Origin of the sequence: Streptomyces sp. NPDC006235 (assembly GCF_040613735.1) — a bacterium.
In the GTDB taxonomy this organism is placed as follows: Bacteria; Actinomycetota; Actinomycetes; order Streptomycetales; family Streptomycetaceae; genus Streptomyces.
The window spans coordinates 77,662-96,342 of sequence record NZ_JBEXSR010000027.1; the positions used below are offsets into that span (position 1 = coordinate 77,662).

At 70.7% G+C, this 18,681-nt stretch carries 14 protein-coding genes; 7 read left to right on the plus strand and 7 right to left on the minus strand.

Annotated features, from left to right (window positions below; all coding sequences use genetic code 11):
* Positions 1–63 precede the first annotated feature (63 nt).
* From ABZ192_RS27550 to ABZ192_RS27565, 4 genes are all read right to left on the minus strand, one after another.
* Positions 64–888 (minus strand): carbohydrate ABC transporter permease, encoded by an 825-nt coding sequence (locus tag ABZ192_RS27550; protein WP_356927152.1) that lies wholly within the window; start codon positions 886–888, stop codon positions 64–66.
* Entirely contained in the window at positions 885–1,808 is a 924-nt protein-coding gene (locus ABZ192_RS27555; protein ID WP_356927153.1) for a sugar ABC transporter permease, read from the minus strand. The genes ABZ192_RS27550 and ABZ192_RS27555 overlap by 4 nt, the downstream gene beginning before the upstream one ends.
* Before the next feature lie 2 nt (positions 1,809–1,810).
* Entirely contained in the window at positions 1,811–3,142 is a 1,332-nt protein-coding gene (locus ABZ192_RS27560) for an ABC transporter substrate-binding protein (protein ID WP_356927154.1), read from the minus strand.
* Positions 3,143–3,228: 86 nt separating this feature from the next.
* Positions 3,229–4,266 (minus strand): LacI family DNA-binding transcriptional regulator, encoded by a 1,038-nt coding sequence (locus ABZ192_RS27565; RefSeq protein WP_356927155.1) that lies wholly within the window; start codon positions 4,264–4,266, stop codon positions 3,229–3,231.
* Between the two features lie 133 nt (positions 4,267–4,399).
* Here ABZ192_RS27565 and ABZ192_RS27570 point away from each other — a divergent pair, with 133 nt between their 5' ends.
* A complete protein-coding gene (locus tag ABZ192_RS27570) occupies positions 4,400–6,505 on the plus strand; it encodes an alpha-galactosidase (protein WP_356927182.1) in 2,106 nt (701 codons plus the stop codon).
* Between the two features lie 75 nt (positions 6,506–6,580).
* On the opposite strand, the gene ABZ192_RS27575 is transcribed toward ABZ192_RS27570, so the two are convergent.
* From ABZ192_RS27575 to ABZ192_RS27585, 3 genes are all read right to left on the minus strand, one after another.
* Positions 6,581–7,729 carry an acyltransferase family protein gene (locus ABZ192_RS27575; protein WP_356927156.1) on the minus strand — a complete coding sequence of 383 codons (1,149 nt, stop codon included), beginning with the start codon at positions 7,727–7,729 and terminating at the stop codon, positions 6,581–6,583.
* A gap of 174 nt (positions 7,730–7,903) precedes the next feature.
* Positions 7,904–9,538 carry a cellulase family glycosylhydrolase gene (locus ABZ192_RS27580; protein ID WP_356927157.1) on the minus strand — a complete coding sequence of 545 codons (1,635 nt, stop codon included), beginning with the start codon at positions 9,536–9,538 and terminating at the stop codon, positions 7,904–7,906.
* Positions 9,539–9,669: 131 nt separating this feature from the next.
* On the minus strand, positions 9,670–10,791 hold the full coding sequence (locus ABZ192_RS27585) for a GDSL-type esterase/lipase family protein (protein WP_356927158.1): 1,122 nt from the start codon (positions 10,789–10,791) through the stop codon (positions 9,670–9,672).
* 139 nt (positions 10,792–10,930) lie between these two features.
* On the opposite strand from ABZ192_RS27585, the gene ABZ192_RS27590 reads away from it, so the two are divergent.
* The 6 genes from ABZ192_RS27590 (at position 10,931) to ABZ192_RS27615 (ending at position 18,653) form a co-directional block, all read left to right on the plus strand.
* Positions 10,931–11,479, plus strand: a complete 549-nt coding sequence (locus ABZ192_RS27590; RefSeq protein WP_356927159.1) for a GNAT family N-acetyltransferase — start codon at positions 10,931–10,933, stop codon at positions 11,477–11,479.
* Positions 11,480–11,673: 194 nt separating this feature from the next.
* Positions 11,674–13,692: an iron uptake transporter permease EfeU gene (gene efeU, locus ABZ192_RS27595; RefSeq protein ID WP_356927160.1), complete on the plus strand. Its 2,019-nt coding sequence runs from the start codon at positions 11,674–11,676 to the stop codon at positions 13,690–13,692.
* A gap of 50 nt (positions 13,693–13,742) precedes the next feature.
* Positions 13,743–15,017 (plus strand): iron uptake transporter deferrochelatase/peroxidase subunit, encoded by a 1,275-nt coding sequence (gene efeB, locus ABZ192_RS27600; protein ID WP_356927183.1) that lies wholly within the window; start codon positions 13,743–13,745, stop codon positions 15,015–15,017.
* Between the two features lie 217 nt (positions 15,018–15,234).
* Complete coding sequence (locus ABZ192_RS27605; protein ID WP_356927184.1) at positions 15,235–16,089, plus strand: ABC transporter permease subunit; 855 nt, start codon at positions 15,235–15,237, stop codon at positions 16,087–16,089.
* Positions 16,086–16,973: a carbohydrate ABC transporter permease gene (locus tag ABZ192_RS27610; protein ID WP_356927161.1), complete on the plus strand. Its 888-nt coding sequence runs from the start codon at positions 16,086–16,088 to the stop codon at positions 16,971–16,973. The genes ABZ192_RS27605 and ABZ192_RS27610 overlap by 4 nt, the downstream gene beginning before the upstream one ends.
* Positions 16,974–17,000: 27 nt before the next feature.
* Positions 17,001–18,653: an extracellular solute-binding protein gene (locus tag ABZ192_RS27615; RefSeq protein WP_356927162.1), complete on the plus strand. Its 1,653-nt coding sequence runs from the start codon at positions 17,001–17,003 to the stop codon at positions 18,651–18,653.
* Positions 18,654–18,681: the final 28 nt, after the last annotated feature.

The following is an 18,681-nucleotide window of genomic DNA, read 5'->3' on the forward strand; positions in this document are numbered from 1 at the left end:
CTGGTACGGGACCTCGTACCGGCTCTTGTGCGGGTGGGGGTGATCACGCTGCTGGACCTCCAGTCACTTCACGGCTCCACTGGTGATTCCGGACACGATCTTTCGCTGGCCGACGAGGAACACGGCGACCATGGGCAGGCTCATCACCACGACGTACGCGAAGACGAGGTGCCAGTTGTTGAGGTAGAGCTGGGCGCTGGCGACCTGGTAGAGGTTGAGCGGCAGGGTCGCCCGGTCTCCGCCGCCGAGGACGAAGAACGCGTAGAAGATGTCGCTCCAGGCGTAGAGCATCACCATGATCGTGGCGGTGGCGATCACCGGCCGGAGCAGCGGCAGGACGATCCGCCAGAAGATGCGGGACGGGCTCGCCCCGTCCATCCGGGCCGCCTCCTCCAGCTCCATGGGGATGGCGCGGATGAAGCCGGTCATGAAGAAGATCGACGTCGACAGGTACATCCCGGTGTAGACGGCGATCATGCCGGGGCGGGTGTTGGACAGCCCGAGCTGCCGCAGCTCCATCACGATGGTGATGACGGCGGGCGGCAGCAGCAGTCCGCTGATGCACAGCGCGTACGCCGCCGAGACCAGCTTCGACTTGCGGCGGGCGAAGACCCACGCGGCGCCCGCGCCCAGGATCAGCACCAGGACCACCGAAGGCACCACGACCAGCAGCGAGTTGAGGAAGCCGCGCAGCATCTCGCCCTGGCTGACGGCGTCCGCGTAGTTGCTCGCGGGCTGCCACTGCCGGGGCAGGTCCAGGTTCGGCTTGATGGCCTCGGCCTGCGGCTTGGCCGAGGTGGCGGCGACCAGCCACAGCGGCACGCCGACGGCCAGCGCGGCGAGCAGGACGACGAGGGACGGGCGGCCGTACCGCCACACCGCGGTCACAGCAGCTGCTCCCTTCGTCGGAGCCCCACGACCAGCGGGATCGCCACGGCGACCACCACCAGGAACAGGACGAGGCTCATCGCGGACGCCTGCGCGTACAGGCCCTGCCCGAAGATCCGGAACATGTAGATGTTGAAGACCTCCGTTGAGGCCGCGGGGCCGCCGCCCGTCGTGGCCTGCACGATGTCGAAGGTGTTCATCGAACCGATCAGCGCGGTGGTGACGTTGAAGGTGACGGCGGGCGCCAGCATCGGCCAGCGCACCGACCAGAAGGTCCGCCAGGGCCCCGCGCCGTCGCACTTCGCGGCCTCCAGCATCTCGCCGGGGATGCCCTTGAGTCCGGCCAGATAGATCAGCATCGACAGGCCCATCCACTTCCACCCGTGGATGAGCGTGACGATCACCAGCGTCCAGGTGGTCGAGCCCAGCCACGGGATGTCCGTGCCCAGAACGGAGTTGACGGCCCCGTCCTGGTCGAGCAGCGCCTGGAAGACGTAACCCGTCGCCAGTGCCGAGATCAGCACCGGCAGGAAGAAGACGGCACGGAAGAACCGGTTGAAGCGGGTGTCGTCCTCCAGTAGCAGCGCCAGCACGAGCCCGAAGCCGTTCTGGAACAGCGCCGCCAGCAGCGCGTACACCAGGGTCGTGCGGATCGCCCGCAGCAACGAGCCGTCCTCGGCGATGGTCCGGAAGTTGTCCAGGCCCGTGAAGGCGATGTCCGCGTGGTACGAGGACCAGTTGGTGAACGGGTAGTAGAAGTTCAGCAGGTTGGGCACCAGGAAGAAGCCCGCGAAGACGACGATCGCGGGGAGCGCGAACCACCAGGGGTGGTGCACGGCGGCGCGCGGCAGCCGTCCCACACCCTTCGGTGCGCCTTGTGCAGCCGGCTGCTTGCGCGAACGTACGACCGTGTCCGCCATGGTCAGAACCCGGGGGCGCCCTGGGCCTTGGCCACCTGCGCGAACTGGTCCTGGATCGCCTGCGCGACCTGCTGCGGGCTCTTCTTGCCGAAGATCATGTCGGCCAGGTAGAGGTGGGTGTCGGGGGCGACGATCGCCTTGGCCTGGAAGACGCCGATGGCCTTGGGCAGGGCCGCGACCTGGGCCTTGGACGCTTCGGGCAGTCCGCCGGGGGTGGGCACGGACGGCTGCACGGACGGGATCTTCATCGTCTTGATGTAGTCCGGGTAGTCCGGGCCGAGCCAGAAGGCGAGGAACTGCCGGGCCGCGTTCTGCCGCTTGTCGTCACCGGTCTTGAAGGCGACGACACCGTTGGTCTGGTCGGGGGAGTACAGGCCGGTGGCCGAGGAGTTGGCGACCGGGAACCAGCCGATCTTCTTGTCCAGCTCGGCCGTGGAGTACTTGGCCTGCAACTGGCTCTGGAAGGACGTGACGTTGAGGACCATGCCGACGTCGCCCTTCCACAGCGCGTCGGCCTGGCCGGTGAAGGTGCCCGTCCGGTAGTTCTTCTGGGCGAGCCCGGCGTCGAGCAGCTTCTCCTTGTACTTCTTGATCGCGCCGACGACGACCGGGTCGGTCCACTTCTTCTTGCCGGCGTTCAGATCGGCCCACCACTGCCGGTCGAGGTCGGTGAGCTGGACCTGCATCTGCCACTGGAGCGGCCACTTGTCGCCGCCGGCCTCGTAGAAGGCGGCCGCGTCGGTCTTGTCCACGACCTTGCGGCCGAGGGCGAGCAGTTCGTCGTAGGACTTCGGGAAGTCCTTCTCGCTCAGCCCGGCCTGCTTGAAGACGTCCTTGTTGTAGTAGACGCCGAGCATGGCGGGGCTGGTGACGATCGCCGCGTAACGCTTGCCGTCGATGACGCCGAGGGACCTCTCGGTGTCGCCGAGTTTGGCCTCCCACGGCTCCCCGTCGAGGGTCAGCAGGTTCTGCTTCGGCTGGACGAACGGCAGCGTGGAGATGGACGGCTGCCAGAACATCAGGTCGGGGCGGTCGCCCGAGGCCAGCTTCGTCGGCACGTTCTGCTCGTAGAGGTCCGGGATCGCCTGGGTGTCGACCTTGGCGCCGGTGGCCTTCTCGAAGGCGTCGATGACCTGCTTGGGCGCGTTCACCGTGTTCTGCGCGGTCCACATGGTCAGCTTCACGCCGTCCAGCCGGGCGGTCGGATTCACCGCAGCCTGCTTGGCGTCCGAGCCGTCCGAACCGGAGTCCCCGGCGGTCGGGTCACTGCACGCGGTGGCGGCCAGGCCGACGGCGCATATCAGCGCCAGGGCGGGGAGTGCTCTTGTCTTCATCTCGTGCCTTTCGGAGCAGGCGGTTCGGTTCAGAGAGCGGGACTCACAACTGCTGGGCTCGTTCGGGTTGTTCGGACATCGGTGGTTCAGGCGGCGGCGGGCGGTGGCCCCGAGCTCTCCCGCACCACCAGTTCCGGTACGGACACGGGATGCGGGGCGACCGGCGCGGACTCCTCCAGCGCGCCGTGCAGCAGGGCGAACGCGGACCGCCCGAGGCCGGTGAAGTCCAGGCGTACGGTCGTCAGGGACGGGGTGAGGAAGGCGGAGTGCGGGGCGTCGTCGAAACCGGCCACGCTGACCTCGCCCGGCACCGAGCGGCCGGACTCGTGCAGGGCGCGCAGCACGCCGAGCGCGAGGTCGTCGTTGCCGCACAGGATCGCGGTGACGGACCGGTCCTTCGCCAGCTTCAGCCCGGCCGCGTGACCGCCCGCCGGCCCCCAACTGCTCTGCACGGGGCGGGGTTCCGGGGCGCCGGCCTCCTTCAGCGCCTGCCGCCAACCGCTGGTGCGGGCGCTGGTGCGGCGGGTGCTGGACGGGATGGCCACGTAGTGCACGGTCTCGTGGCCGAGCGAGAGCAGATGGCGGGTCGCCTGGTAGGCGGCCTCGCGATCGTCGGCCCACACCCACGGGCGGTCGCCGCCGGGCGGACTCGCCGGGGTCTCGACCACGCCCACCACCGGCAGCCCGGCGGGCACGGCCTCCAGCGCCCGGACACCGGCCGGATCGTATGCGATCACGACGATCCCGCCGCCCGCGTCCGCCGCGCGCTGCACCTCGGCGGCGACGGCCGCGTCCTCGGCCGACTCCAGCACCCCGATCCCGACCGCGTACGAGGCCGCGCGGGCGGCCTCCTCGATGCCCTGGAGGATCGAGGCGTAGCCGTAGTGGGTGGTGTTCGCGGTGAGCACGGTCACGGCACGGCTGCGTCCGCTGGCCAGGGCGAGGGCGGTCGCGTTGCGGCGGAAGCCCAGTTCCTCGATGGCGGCGAGCACCCGCTCCCGGGTGGACGGCCGGACGCTGGGATGGCCGTTGATCACCCGTGAGACCGTCTGGTACGAGACCCCCGCGGCGGTCGCGACGTCCCTGATGCTCGCCGGGCGCCTTGTGTGACCGGTCACATTCATGCGAGGATTGTGACCGGTCACACTTGGGTCGTCAAGAGACCGTAACGAGGGATTCACGCGGACCTCCGCTCCCCGAGGACGGGACGGGGTCAGGAGGGGGAGCACCTTGACCGGCACGGCGGATGCGGCGCACATGGCCTCCAACCAGCGGCAGGACGAGTTCACTTGGGGGCATCAAGCCCTCCGGGCCGACTTCGCCGTCGCCGCCGGCGGGACCCTGCGGCTGGTCCGGCTGGCCCACCCCGACGACGACCGCCCCGCCACCCTGCACTCCGCGCTGCCGCTCGTGGAGCTCACCGCTCTCGGCCACGGCAGCGGCTGGTCCGGCCCCCGCTTCACCGGCACGGCCTTCGGCGCCCGGCTCGCCTACCGGACCCACCGGGCGGACAGACGCGACGGCTGGGAGTGGCTGACCGTCGAACTCCACGACCCGGACACCGGGTTGACGGCGTTCGTCGAACTCACCTCACCCACCGGCGTGTCGGTCCTCCGTTCCCGTGTCCGGCTGCGCAACGAGGGCCGGGAGCCCCTGGTCGTCCAGTCGGTCAGCAGCCTCCTGCTCGGCGGCCTGCCGGCCCCCGACGCCCTCGACGTCCACCGGGCCCGCAACGACTGGCTCGCCGAGTGCCGTTGGTACGCCGAGCCGCTGCGTGCCGCCGTCGCCGACATCCACGTCGACGTCCACGAGCACGACAGCCGGGCCGCCCTCGGCCTCACCGGGCGCGGCAGCTGGCCCACCGATGGCCATCTGGCCATGGGGGCGCTGACGGAGCGCGGCGGCGGCCGGGCCTGGGCGTGGCAGGTCGAGTCCCCGGCCGGCTGGCGCTGGGACGTGGGCGAACGCGCACACGGCACCTACCTGGCGCTCAACGGCCCCACCGACGCGGAACACCAGTGGCGGGTCCGGCTCGCCCCGGGCGAGGAGTTCACCACCGTGTACGGGGCCCTGGCACTCGGCTCCGACCTCTACACGGCGATCGGCGCCCTGACCTCCTACCGCCGGGCGGTCCGCCGCCCGCACCCGGACCACACCGCCCTCCCCGTCGTCTTCAACGACTACATGAACACCCTGATGGGCGACCCGACCACGGCCAAGCTCCTGCCGCTGATCGACGCCGCCGCCGACGCCGGAGCCGAGTACTTCTGCATCGACTCGGGCTGGTACGACGACGACACCCGGGGCTGGTGGGACAGCGTCGGCGCCTGGCAGCCCTCGCCGCGCCGCTTCCCCGACGGCGGCATCCGGGCCGTCCTGGACCGGATCCGGGAGCGCGGGATGGTGCCCGGGCTGTGGCTGGAGCCGGAGGTCGTCGGGGTGCGCAGCCCCGTCGCGGCCGAACTGCCCGACGAGGCGTTCTTCCAGCGCGACGGCGTGCGCCTGGCCGAGCAGGGCCGCCACCAGCTCGACCTGCGGCACCCGGCCGCCCGCGCCCACCTCGACAAGACCGTGGACCGCATCGTCGGCGACTGGGGCGTGGGCTACCTGAAGCTGGACTACAACATCGTGGTCGACCCCGGCACCCAGGCCCCCGGCGACCTCGCACCGGGAGCCGGGCTGCTGGGTCACGCCCACGCCTACCTGGACTGGCTGTCCGGCGTACTGGACCGCCACCCCTCACTCGTCGTGGAGAACTGCGCCTCGGGCGGTATGCGCATGGACGGCGCCACCCTGGCCGTCGCCCAGCTGCAGTCCACCAGCGACCAGCAGGACCCCCTGCGATACCCGCCCATCGCCGCCGCCGCTCCGACCGCCGTGCCGCCCGAACAGGGTGCCGTCTGGGCCTATCCACAGCCCGGTTTCGACGATGACCTGATCACCACGACCCTCGGCGGGGCACTGCTCGGCCGTATCCACCTCTCGGGCCATCTCGACCGCATGTCGGACCACCAGCTGGCCCTCGTGCGGGATGCCGTCGCGGTCTACAAGTCGATCCGCGGGGACCTCGCGCGGGCCCTGCCGTTCTGGCCGCTCGGCCTGCCCGGCTGGACGGACGAGTGGCTTGCCCTGGGGCTGAACGTCCCCGGAGACCGCACGGCGTACCTGTCGGTGTGGCGGCGCGGCGGACCGGCCGAACTGCGCGTCCCCGTCCGGCACCTGGCGGGCCGGACCGTCCGTGCGGACGTCCTGCACCCGTCCTCCGCGGAGGCGGGCCGGGCCGTGTGGGAGGGGGACGGGCTGACGGTGTCCGTGCCGCGCACGCCCGGCGCGCTGCTGATCCGGCTCACGCAGGAGGGCTAGGCACAGGCCGGGCAGATCCAGGTCGGGCAGCCCCAGGTCGGGCAGCCCCGGGATGAGCAGGCGGGGCGCCCGGCGTCAGCCGTGCACGGCGTTCCCCTCGCGGACGGCGTTCCGTTCCCGCGCCTGCTGCTGCGCGTCCCGGCGGAACGCCCATGTCATCTCGGGCTCCATCACCCAGCGGAACAGCCGCCGCACCGGCGGCGTGCACAGCGCGGTCACGAGCACCGCGGCGCAGACCGTCACCACGACCATGCCCACGGGCCGGTGCACCCACGCCGGCTCGTACCAGCCCCAGAACTTGGACCCCTGGGCGACGAAGCCGTGCAGCAGGTAGCCGTACAGCGTCCCCGCGCCCAGCACCGTGAACCACGCGCGGCGCCCGGGGACCCACGCGAGGAAGCAGGCCACCAGGACCAGCGAGCAGCCGAAGGTCACCAACGTCATCACGGGCCCGTACCAGGCGGGTGCGGCGAGTTCCTCGGCGCTGTCGCGGTGGTAGAACCAGGCGCCGCTCATCCGCGGGACCGCCCAGTAGGCCACGACGACCGCGGCGGCGAAGACCGGCACGGCCAGCACCCGCGCCGAGCGGCGGCGCACCAGCTGGAAGTGCTCCGGCTTGAGCAGCAGACCGAGGACGAAGTACGGCAGGAACTGAAGCGTGCGTTGCAGGTCGAGGTCGTTGCCGACGGACGACGAGAGCGTCGCCAGCATCGCGATGACGAGGGCGACCGGCAGCGGCCACCGCACGCGCCGCCACACCGGCGTGGTCAGCCGCCAGATGAACAGCGCCGCCAGGAACCACGTCAGATACAGCGGATCCAGCAGGCTGACGGGCCGGTCGGGCTCCTGGTCCGTCCAGCGCGTGAACAGCGTGTACGCCGTCTCGAAGACGACGTACGGAACGGCGAGCCCGGTGACCAGACGCCTGACCCGCCCCGGGCTCGCGTCGAAGGAGCGCGAGAAGTAGCCGGAGATGACGATGAACGCCGGCATGTGGAAGGCGTAGACGACCATGTAGAGCGCGCTGACGGTCCGGCTGCCGTCCCGCAACGGCTCCCAGGCGTGCCCGATCGCCACCAGCACGATCGCCAGGTACTTGGCGTTGTCGAAGAACGCGTCACGCTGCCCGGCCTGCTTCGGCGGGGCGGCGGCGCGTGAGGTACTCGCCCTGGTCTCACCGCCCCTGCTCGTCACGGCCCGCATGCGCAGGGTGTCCTCGCTCATCGCGCCTCCCGCGCACGGTGCGGGGGACACGGACGGGCGGGTACACGTCTGGCCGGAGTGACGGCGGTGGGGTGCCGGTGCGACATCCCCGCCGCCTCACCACTCCGGCCTGGCGTAAACCGCTTTCTGGAGTGGATGTTGCGCGGATCACACCCAGGTGGGTGATGCCCCCGGTCAGCTCACCGAGCAGGCCGCGCCGTTCAGCGTGAACGCCGTCGGGCTGGGGTTCGCCGTCGCCCGGGAGGCCGTGAACCCGAGGGTGACCGAACCCGCCGCGGGGATCGTCGCCGTGTACGGGGCGGCCGCGACACTGACCTCGGAGCCGCTCTGCGTCGCCGTGCCGCCCCAGAGGTTGGTGATGCGCTGGCTGTCCGGGAAGGTCCAGCGCAGCGTCCAGCCGTTGATCGCCGACGTGCCGGTGTTGCGCAGGGTGATCTCGCCCTGGAAGCCGCCGGGCCAGCTGCCCGTCACCCGGTAGCCGACACCGCAGGACGCCGACGATCCGCCGGAGGACGTCGTGAACGTCACCGTGGCCGAGCGGGGCGAACGGTTGCCGGCGGCGTCACGGGCGTAGACGGCGAAGGTGTAGGAAGTGTCGGGGGACAGGCCGGTGAGGGTGGCCGTCGTGGTGGCCGTGCTGGTGGCGACCGTCTCGCCACCCCCGCTGACCCGGACGACGTCGTAACCCGTGACGCCGGTCGCGTCGGTGGCGGCGCCCCACTTCAGGGTGGCGGACGAGGAGGTCACCCCGGAGGCGGTCGGGGCGCCGGGAGCCGTCGGGGGAGTGGTGTCACCGCCGCCCGAGGAGTAGATCGCGGCCTCCTTGGCGGTGGCGGCGATGCCGTTCGCGCCGTTGAAGAGCCGCCGGCCCCAGCTGGTGAGCTGGTCCGGGTCGAAGTTCGTGACCATGTCCAGGTACTCGACCCCACCGCCGTTGCCGCTCCAGGACCAGCCGAGGTAGCCCAGCCGGAGCTGCTGAGCGACGGCCAGGATGGTGTCCTCGTCCGGGTTGCCGTCCGAGTGGTCGTGGCCGAACTCCCCGACGACGATGGGTAGTTTCGCCGTGACGAAGCGGTTCAGATAGTCGGTGATCTCGGCGGCGGTGTCGAAGACGCCGTACATGTGGATCGAGAAGATCGTGTTGGCGTCCGGGTCGGCGGCGAAGACCGAGGCGGCGTTGTCCCGCATGGTGAACGCCCAGTCCTGGCCCCAGTTGGGCGCGTCGACCATGATCGTGTGGTCGAACCCGGCGTTGCGCAGCTTCTGGATGGCCGTCTTGGTGTCGGCCGTCCAGGCCGTGTAGCCGGTGTTGCCGTGCGGCTCGTTGCCGATGTTGACGATGACGTAGTCCTCCTGACCGGTCAGCGCGCTCTGCACGCTGATCCAGTAGTCGGCGGCACGGGAGAGCGTGACGGCTCCGCTCTGCTCGCCGTACCCGGTGGTGTCGTGCACCTCCAGTACGCAGATCAGCCGGTTCTGCTTGCACTGGGAGACGACGTTCGCCACGTCGGCGGTGTCGTTGCGGGTCCAGCGGTCACCGCTGGAGAGGACCACGCGGACGGTGTTGGCGCCCTTGGCCTTGATGTGCGCCAGGGAGCTGATCCGGTCCGGGAACCAGGTGTGGGCGTGGTTGACGCCGCGCATCACGAAGTCGTTCCCGGACGCCTCCAGCAGACGGCCGTTGTCGATGCGGAAGCCGGTGGGGGCGGCGTGCGCCGGCGTGCCGAGGGAGAGGAAGGAGAGCAGGAGGCCGAGGAGGGCGACGGCCACGGTGGCCACGCGCGGGGTGGGGGCGGTGCGGGGTCTCATGGCGGCTCCAGAAGTGGGGGTGGGAGGAGATGGGGCCTGTTCCGGGTCGCGTTCCGATCTGGGGAGGGAGCGGTGAGTTGGCCGTCGATGCCGAGTTGCTCGTCGGGCCGGTCCGGGGCCCGCGTCGGGTATCAGGCGCCGGAACTCTTCGCCGTACACGTGACGGTCGCCGCCGGGGCGCCGGCCGTTGCCGGGGTGGTGGCGACAAAGCCGAACGTGGTGCTCGCGCCGGGCGCCAGCGTTCCGTTCCACCCCGCGTTCGTGACCGTGGCCGTACCGTCCGCGGCCGTGGTGAGGGTGCCGTTCCAGACCTGACCGATGCGCGCGCCGCCCGCCGGTACGACCGTCGCGGTCCAGCCCGAGGCAGCGGAGGCGGACGTGTTCGTCACCGTCACCTCACCCTGGTAGCCGCCCTGCCACGTGGAGACGGCTCGGAAGCGGGCCGTGCAGGCCGCGGGTTCGCCCGGGTCGCCCGGGTCGCCCGGGTCCTGCGGGACGCCCGCGTCGAGGACGGCCTTCAGGGCCGGGAACCAGCGGGCGGCGATCTTGTCGTCACCGGAGGCGTTGGGGTGCACCCCGTCGTAGGTGTCCGTGGCCGTGCTGAAACCCGTCCACTGGTCGACCACGGTGATCGGGGAGCGCTCGGTGCTCATCGCCCGGGCCCAGCCGGGGATCCGCGCGTTGAAGTCGACGACGCGCTGCGCACAGGCCGCGCAACTGGCCGGGTTCATGGGGATGAGCTGCGCCACGAGGATCCGCATGTCCGGATTCGAGGTCCTCATCTGGGTCACGAGCTTGGTGTAGGCGGCGAGGATGCGGTCGGGGGCGATGCTGCTCCACACGTCGTTCGTGCCGAAGTGCATGACAACGATGTCCGGACGGGTGGACGCGAGCCTGCCCGGCAGCAGGTTCTGGTCGGCCACGTTGGTCACCAGCTCGCCGCCGTGCCCCTCGTTGTCACCGTCGTGCGCCTGTCCGCAGCCCTGTGGCGGGAGGGTGCCGACGAAGTCGATGTCCGTATATCCGCTGTTCTGCAGCCGGTTCCACAGCACCGCCCGCCAGCAGCCCGGGGAGCCGGTGATCGAGTCGCCCAGCGGCATGATGCGGACGGGGTCGGCCGCCGCCGGTGCGGCGGTGGCACGGGGCGCGAAGGTGAGACCGAGGGGGAGGAGCAGGGCGGCCAGGAGGCCGAGAACAGGGACGATCCGTAAGCGTGGGGACAAGCGCGGGGACGAGCGGCGGGTTCTGCGCATGGTGATTCCCTTCCCTGGATGAGGTGGGAGCGCTCCCATGCATCAAGCCATTGTTGTCATTGACGCGTCAAGGGGCCCGGCACGCAACCAGGTCATTTCTTTCGGACCGCTCTCGCGGGCCTGCGATAGGTTGCCCGCCATGACTGGAATAGGGCCCGTCGTCTGGCCGCCTGCCCCGATGAAGACCGAACGGCTCGTGCTCCGCGAGTCCGAGGCCCGGGACCGTGCCGCGTTCATCGAGCTGTTCGCCTCGCCTGAGGTGCGCACCTACCTCGGTGGCCCCCAACCGCGGGACGAGCTCGAACGCGCGGTGCCCGAGGTGCCCGGTCGGCGCCCGGGCCTGTTCGTGACCGACCTCGACGGAGCGATGATCGGCACGGTCACGCTCGACCGGCGCGACGCGCAACGCCCGGGGCGCGTCCGTCCAGAGGGCGGTGAGGCCGAGCTCGGCTACATGTTCCTGCCGGAGGCGTGGGGACGCGGGTACGCCGCCGAGGCGTGCGCGGCGGCACTCGGCTGGTTCGCCGAGGCGCTGCCCGGCGAGCCGGTGGTGCTGTGCACCCAGACCGCCAACGACCGCTCGATGCGGCTCGCGGCGAAGCTGGGGTTCACCGAGGTGGAGCGGTTCGAGGAGTTCGGTGCCGAGCAGTGGTTCGGCGTGTGGTCTTCGACCACGTCGTCCGGCTGAGTCCGTCGAGCCGGGCCCGGCACCCTCCGCCGGGTCCTGATGGGGAGTTGGACGCCGGACTTTTGCCGTGCCGTGAGGCATTCATGACCGGATGCCCAGAGAATCGAGGTCATGATGGTCGGCGTCGGTAAGGCATGCCTTGGCTAACTCGCTTGTGCGGTGGCCGGGGCGGAGGGCCGGGAGGGCCGCAGCACATGTGGGACGACGCGTTTCCCAGCTTCCTGATCGGGCTGAGGGAAGGACTGGAAGCCGGTCTCATCGTCTCCGTGCTGGTCGCCACCCTCGTGCGGGCGGGCGCCAAGTCCCGTCTGCCGCAGGTGTGGACCGGCGTGCTGGCCGCGATCGCGCTCTCGATGAGCTTCGGCGCGGTCCTCACGTTCACCGCGGCGTCGCTGTCCACCGCCGCCCAGGAGGCCTTCGGCGGCACGCTGAGCATCGTCGCCGTCGCCTTCGTGACCGCGATGGTGTTCTGGATGCGCCGTTCCGCCCGCAACCTGGCGGGTGAGATCAAGGAGAAGGTCACCGGGGCACTGACCATGGGCGCCGGCGTGCTGGTCCTCACCTCCTTCCTGGCGGTGGGGCGCGAGGGCCTGGAGACCGCCCTGTTCCTGTGGACCACGGCCCGCGCGGCACACGAGTCGGCCGGACCGCTGACCGGCGCGGGCATCGGCCTCGTGCTCGCGGCGGTGCTGTGCTGGGGGCTCTACCGCCGGGTGCTCTCCATCAATCTCACCCGCTTCTTCACCGCCACCGGCGCCGTCCTCATCGTGATCGCCGCGGGCGTGCTCGGCTACGGACTGCGCGACCTCCAGGAGGGCGCGGTCCTGCCCGGCGGGACGGCCTACGCCGTTGACCTCAGCGGCAGCGTCGACGCCGGGTCCTGGTACAGCACGCTGCTGCAGGGTGTGCTCAACCTGACGCCGACGATGACGTGGCTCCAGGTGGCCGGGTACGTCGGATATCTCGGCGTGGTGATGACGCTGTTCGTGAGGGGTGTGCGGGGAGGTGCTCCCAGCCCGAGGCCCACTCCCACTCCTGCCCCGGAGCCCACCCGCCGCCGCCCCGCCTGGCTCGTCCCCGTCGCCGTGGTCGCCGTGCCCGCGGTCCTGGCCGGACTCGTCGTCGCCCTGGCACGCCCCAAACCCGCCGGGGGCGAGACGGTCGCCGTCTCCGCCAAGAACTGCGGTCAGGGCTTCACGGCGCCGGAGCCGGGGCGGCAGACCTTCCAGATGCGCAACACCGGGGACCAGACGTCCGAGGTGTACCTCATCGACCCGGCCACCCACGCGGTCTACGGCGAGATCGAGGGCCTGGCCCCCGGCACCACCCGGGACCTCGTCGCCACCGTGGCGGGCGGCACGTACGCCTGGCGTTGTGTCCCCGCCGACGGCAAGGCCGTCACCTCCAAGGCGGTCCGCGTCGGCGGCGAAGCCGGTGCCGGGGCCGTGGTCCCCGTCTCCGCGCGGGATCTCGCGGGACCGCTGCGGGCGTACAAGGCGTACGTGAACCGGGGCCTGGCCACCCTCGTCACCGAGACCCGGACACTCAGGGACGACATCCGCGGCGGGCACCTGGACACGGCACGCGCCGACTGGCTGACCGCGCACCGCACCTACGCCTCCCTCGGCGCCGCCTACGGCACCTTCGAGGACTTCGACCAGAAGATCAACGGCCGGCCCGACGGTCTGCCGGGCGGGATCCACGACAAGGACTTCACCGGCTTCCACCGGATCGAGTACGGGCTGTGGCACGGCCAGTCGGCCGGTGAGCTCAAGGGCCCGGCGGATCAACTAGCAGCCGACGCGGCGGGGTTGCGCACGGCCTTCCCGCATCAGGACTTCGACCCCTCCGACCTGCCCCTGCGTGCCCACGAGATCCTGGAGAACACCCTCCAGTTCGAGCTGACCGGCGACACCGACCAGGGCAGCGGCACCGCACTGGCCACGGCCGACGCCGACCTCGCCGGTACCCGCGAACTGCTCACCGTGCTGCGGCCGTTGCTCACCACCCGGGCTCCGCATCTGCTCCCGACCGTGGACGCGGGCATCGCGCGCCTGCGGACGCTGCTCGACGCCCAGCACCGTGACGGCCGCTGGACTCCCGTCGACCGGCTCGGCCGGACCGCGAAGGACCGGATCGACGGCGCCACGGGGCAGCTACTGGAAGACCTGTCGCCCGTACCGGACCTGCTCGAGATCAGGAAGTCCGCGTGAGCGCCGGCCACCACCGCCAGCACGACGAACACGCCGAAGGGAACACCCTCATGCCGTCCGCCGACACGCCTCCGCCGGGCTGCCCCGCCCACGCCGGCCGCCGTTCCTTCGTCAGGACGGCCCTGGGCGCCGGAGCCGTGGGAGCCGTACTGGCCGGGGGCGGGTCCGCGCTCGCCGAGAGCGGTGACGGCACGGCCCAGGCCGCAGAAGGGACGGGCGATGCCGCCGTGCCCTTCCACGGCCCCCACCAGGCCGGAATCCTCACCCCCCAGCAGAAGGCCGCCGCCTTCGTCTCCTTCGACGTCATCGCCGGCGACCGCGCGGAACTGACCGACCTGTTGCGGACCTTGACCCAGCGAGCCCGTTTCCTCACCGCCGGCGGCACCCCTGCGGACCTGGGTGTCGGCGCCCCGCCCTCGGACAACGGCATCCTCGGCCCGGTCGTCCCGGCCGACGCGCTCACCGTGACCGTCGGCGTCGGAGCCTCCCTCTTCGACGACCGCTACGGACTCGCCGAGGCGAAGCCGCGCAGGCTCACGCCCATGCGCACCTTCCCCAACGACAACCTGAACCCCGCCGAGTGCCACGGCGACCTGTCCCTCCAGATCTGCGCGGCGCGGCAGGACACCGTGCTGCACGCCCTGCGCGACATCGCCAAGCACACGCGGGGCGCGATGCAGATCCGCTGGCGCGTCGACGGCTTCCAGAACGCGCCCCGGCCCAGCGGCGCCCAGCGCAACCTGCTGGGCTTCAAGGACGGCATAGCCAACCCGGACGTCGCGTCGTCCCGCGAGATGGACCACCTCGTCTGGGTCGGCGACGGGCAGGGCGAACCCGGCTGGGCGACCGGGGGCAGTTACCAGGTCGTCCGGATCATCCGGATGCTCGTGGAGTTCTGGGACCGCGTCTCGCTGACCGAGCAGGAGCAGATGTTCGGACGGCGCGAGGACACCGGTGCCCCGCTGGACGGCGCCCGCGAGACCGACAGCCCGAACTACGCCAAGGACCCGCACGGCACGGCCATCCCGCTCGACGCCCACATCCGTCTCGCGAACCCGCGCACCGCGGCGACTGACGACTCCCGCATCCTGCGCCGGGGTTACAACTACGACCGGGGCGTCGACAGCGTCGGCAACCTCGACATGGGCCTGGTCTTCTGCTGCTACCAGCAGGACGTGCGGCGCCAGTTCGAGGCCACGCAGACCCGCCTGATCGACGAACCGCTCGTGGACTACATCTCCCCGACCGGCGGCGGATACTTCTTCGCCCTGCCGGGCGTGCGCTCGTCCGCCGACTGGTTCGGCCGGGGACTGCTCTCGGCCTGAAGGCCGGCCGGGTCAACTCGCGCCTGTGTCAGAAGTGTTGACCGCATAGTGAAAACGTTTTAACTTCCCTTCACCGGACATGCCGAGGTGAGGGGGAGCCGTGGCAACTGCCTTACGGGAACCAGCAGGTACGAAGGGGGCGAGTCCGGGCCGACGCGGTCCCCATGGGGTGCAGCGTAAGGGTAAAGGTTTTCAGAGCAAGGCGTTGTTCCTGCTCATGCTGCCCGGCGTCACCTACTTCCTGCTGTTCCACTACGGCGCACTCGTGGGCAACGTCATCGCCTTCAAGGAGTACGTGCCGTTCGACGGCCTCTGGGGCAGCCCCTGGGTGGGCCCGGGCAACTTCCAGCGCATGTTCGAGGACGCGGCGTTCTGGGACTCCGTCCTCAACACCCTCTGGATCGCCGTCCTCCAGCTGGTCTTCTACTTCCCGGTGCCGCTCGGCCTCGCCCTGCTGCTGCACACCCTCACCTGGAGCTCGGTGCGCCGGTTCGTGCAGTCGGTGGCATATCTGCCGCACTTCATCTCGTGGGTGATCGTCGTCGCGCTGTTCCAGCAGGTGCTGGGCGACACCGGCCTGCTCAACAGCGGCCTGAGCGGGGCCGGTCTGCACACCGTCGACATCATCGGCAACCCGGACGCCTTCGAGCCGCTCGTCGTCGCCCAGGTCATCTGGAAGGACGCCGGCTGGGGCACGATCATCTTCCTGGCCGCGCTCGCCCAGGTCGACGAGCAGCAGTACGAGGCCGCCGCCATCGACGGCGCCGGACCCTGGCGGCGCTTCTGGCACGTCACCCTGCCCGCCATCCGCCCGGTGGTCGTGCTGCTGCTCATCATGCGGCTCGGCGACATCCTCTCCGTCGGCTTCGAGCAGATGCTGCTGCAACGCGACGCGGTCGGACCGGAGACCGCCGAGGTCATCGACACCTTCGTCTACTACCAGGGCATCGTCGGCGGCGACTACGGATTCGCGGCCGCCGCGGGCCTGTTCAAGGGGGTCGTCGGCGCCCTCCTCGTCTACGCGGCCAACAAGGTCGCCCACCGCCTCGGCGAACAGGGGGTCTACAAGTGAGCGCGTCCGCCCGGCCCGGCTGGATGGAGAAACCCCGGCCGCTCACCCAGGCCGCGAAGGCCCTCGCCCTCGCCGCCGTCGTGCTGCTGGTGTGCGTGCCGTTCCTGGTGATCGTGTCGACCTCGCTGGCGTCCACCCGGGAGGTCGTCGACAACGGCGGCTGGGTGCTGTGGCCCACCGAACCCTCGCTCGACGCCTACCGCGACATCTTCGACGGCGGCATCGTCACCCACGCCCTCGGCGTCAGCGCCGGTGTCACGATCGTCGGCACCCTGCTCAGCCTCGCCTGCACGGTGACCCTGGCCTACGCGCTGTCCCGCCCGGGCGTCTTCGGCGGCAAGCCCGTCCTGTTGCTGGTGCTGTTCACGTTCCTCTTCCCGCCCGGCATGATCCCGAGCTTCCTGCTCGTCAAGGAACTCGGCCTGCTCGACTCGTACGCCTCGCTCGTCCTGCCCGTCCTGGTCAACGTGTTCAACCTGGTCGTCCTGCGCGGCTTCTTCCAGTCGATCCCCGAGGAGCTGTACGAGGCGGCCCGGCTGGACGGGGCGGGGGACTGGCGGGTGCTGGTGTCGGTGGTGCTGCCGCTGTCCAAGGCCGCGCTCGCCGTCGTCGGCCTGTTCTACGCCGTCGCCTACTGGAACTCCTGGTTCTACGCCTCGCTGTACCTGGAGAGCGACCACTGGCCGCTCCAGCAGGTGCTGCGCACGTATGTGGTGTCCGGCGCCGGACTCACCGACGCGACCACCGGCGAGGCCACCGTCACCGCTCCGCAGACCGTGCAGATGGCGGTGCTCGTGATCGCCACCGTTCCGATCCTGCTCGTCTACCCGTTCCTCCAGAAGTACTTCACCAAAGGCGTGCTCACCGGCGCCATCAAGAGCTGAACCGAGCCGACACGAGGTGATTCACCCATGCCCAGCATGTCCCGACGCACCCTGCTGCGTACCGTGGCAGCCGGTGGTGCCGCCGTCTCCGTCCCCGGTCTGCTGACCGCCTGCTCCTCCTCGGACTCCGGCGACAGCGACGTCTCCAACGCCGGCAAGAAGCTCGCCCCCTGGCCCGCCTACCGGCCCGCCGCCGGGCCCAAGCCCGACCTGGCCCCCACCGACGCCGGTGTCCAGGCCGGCTACACGTCCTACCCGTCCGACCTGGTCAAGTCCGTCTCCCGCACCCCGGGCGACGGCTCCACCGTCCGCGTCATGACCGTCTCCTTCGGCACGCCGCCCAAGCCCGCCTCGCAGAACCGCTTCTGGGTGGCCGTCGAGAAGGCCCTCGGCGTGAAGATCGAGTACACGATCATCTCCCAGGCCGACTACCAGAAGAAGATGGCGACGGTCATGGCCGGCGACGCCGACGCCCTGCCCGACATCATCAACATGTTCGCCGGCTTCACCCTGCCCCGAGAGGCGCAGTTCGTGCAGCGTCGCGCCCAGGACCTCACGCCGTACCTCTCCGGTGACGCGATCGCCGACTACCCCAACCTCGCGGGCATCCCCACCCACGCCTGGCGCGACATGGGCCGTATCGGCGGCCGCATCTACGGCATCCCGCTGGAACGCCCGCTGCCCGGCTCCACTCTCTGGATCAACCAGGACATGTTCGCCGACGCGGGCATGAAGGAGGGCTGGACGGCCGAGGACTTCACCGCCGTGGCCCGGCGGGGCACCCGCGGCCGGACGTACATGCTCGGCGCCGCCAACGGCTCCCTGTTCGGCAACGCCTACCACTCCGCCGCCCACAACGCGCCCCAGCGCTGGGCCGTCACCAAGGACGGCACCTTCCTGCCGGCCGCGGCCGACGAGCGTTACAAGGCGTCCATCGCCTTCCAGGCCCAGCTGCGCAAGAACGGCTCCTACCACCCCGACGCCACCACCATCTCCCAGATCGACCTGACGACCCTCTACTACAACGGCACCGTCGGCTCCATGCAGGACGGGTTCGGCGCCTACCTGCCCAAGTACCGGGAATCCAAGGGCAAGATGAGCCCCGCCGCGGCCCTGCCGTACAACGTCGGCGGCGAGCCCGGCGGCATCGTCGCCGCCCGCCGCTCCTTCGGCTACACCGTCCTGAAGCAGGCGAAGAAGGAGCGCATCGAACTGCTGCTGCGCATCCTCGACTACCTCGCCGCGCCCTTCGGCAGTCAGGAGTGGGAACTCGTCCACTACGGCGTCGAGGGCGTCCACTTCACCCGCGCCAAGGACGGATCGCCCGAGTTCACCAAGCTCGGCGAGGTCGAGAACAACACCAACCTGCCGCTGAAGTACCTCGCCGAGGGTCCCCAGGTGTTGTTCGTGCCCGGCATGCCCGACGCCGTGCGCGCCCTGCACGCCTGGCAGCAGAAGGTCGTACCGCACGCCATCCGCGACGCCTCCTTCGGGCTCCAGTCCGCGACGAACAACTCCCAGGGCGCCACCCTCAAGACGTTCCTGGACGACACGATCACCGGGATCATCGCCGGGCGCCTGCCCATGTCCGAGTGGGACGCGGCCGTGAAGAAGTGGCGGAGCCGGGGCGGCGACAGAATGGCCGAGGAATACGCCAAGGACTACGCGGCCAACACCTGAGCAGCGGTGGGCCGAAGAGGAGACGCGG

Excerpts from the sequence above, each read along its gene's own strand:
- ABZ192_RS27555 (WP_356927153.1), bottom strand. The coding sequence starts at position 1,808 with ATGGCGGACACGGTCGTACGTTCGCGCAAGCAGCCGGCTGCACAAGGC.
- ABZ192_RS27560 (WP_356927154.1), bottom strand. The coding sequence starts at position 3,142 with ATGAAGACAAGAGCACTCCCCGCCCTGGCGCTGATATGCGCCGTCGGC.
- ABZ192_RS27565 (WP_356927155.1), bottom strand. The coding sequence starts at position 4,266 with ATGAATGTGACCGGTCACACAAGGCGCCCGGCGAGCATCAGGGACGTC.
- ABZ192_RS27570 (WP_356927182.1), top strand. The coding sequence starts at position 4,400 with ATGGCCTCCAACCAGCGGCAGGACGAGTTCACTTGGGGGCATCAAGCC.
- ABZ192_RS27575 (WP_356927156.1), bottom strand. The coding sequence starts at position 7,729 with ATGAGCGAGGACACCCTGCGCATGCGGGCCGTGACGAGCAGGGGCGGT.
- ABZ192_RS27580 (WP_356927157.1), bottom strand. The coding sequence starts at position 9,538 with ATGAGACCCCGCACCGCCCCCACCCCGCGCGTGGCCACCGTGGCCGTC.
- ABZ192_RS27585 (WP_356927158.1), bottom strand. The coding sequence starts at position 10,791 with ATGCGCAGAACCCGCCGCTCGTCCCCGCGCTTGTCCCCACGCTTACGG.
- ABZ192_RS27590 (WP_356927159.1), top strand. The coding sequence starts at position 10,931 with ATGACTGGAATAGGGCCCGTCGTCTGGCCGCCTGCCCCGATGAAGACC.
- efeU (WP_356927160.1), top strand. The coding sequence starts at position 11,674 with ATGTGGGACGACGCGTTTCCCAGCTTCCTGATCGGGCTGAGGGAAGGA.
- efeB (WP_356927183.1), top strand. The coding sequence starts at position 13,743 with ATGCCGTCCGCCGACACGCCTCCGCCGGGCTGCCCCGCCCACGCCGGC.
- ABZ192_RS27605 (WP_356927184.1), top strand. The coding sequence starts at position 15,235 with ATGCTGCCCGGCGTCACCTACTTCCTGCTGTTCCACTACGGCGCACTC.
- ABZ192_RS27615 (WP_356927162.1), top strand. The coding sequence starts at position 17,001 with ATGCCCAGCATGTCCCGACGCACCCTGCTGCGTACCGTGGCAGCCGGT.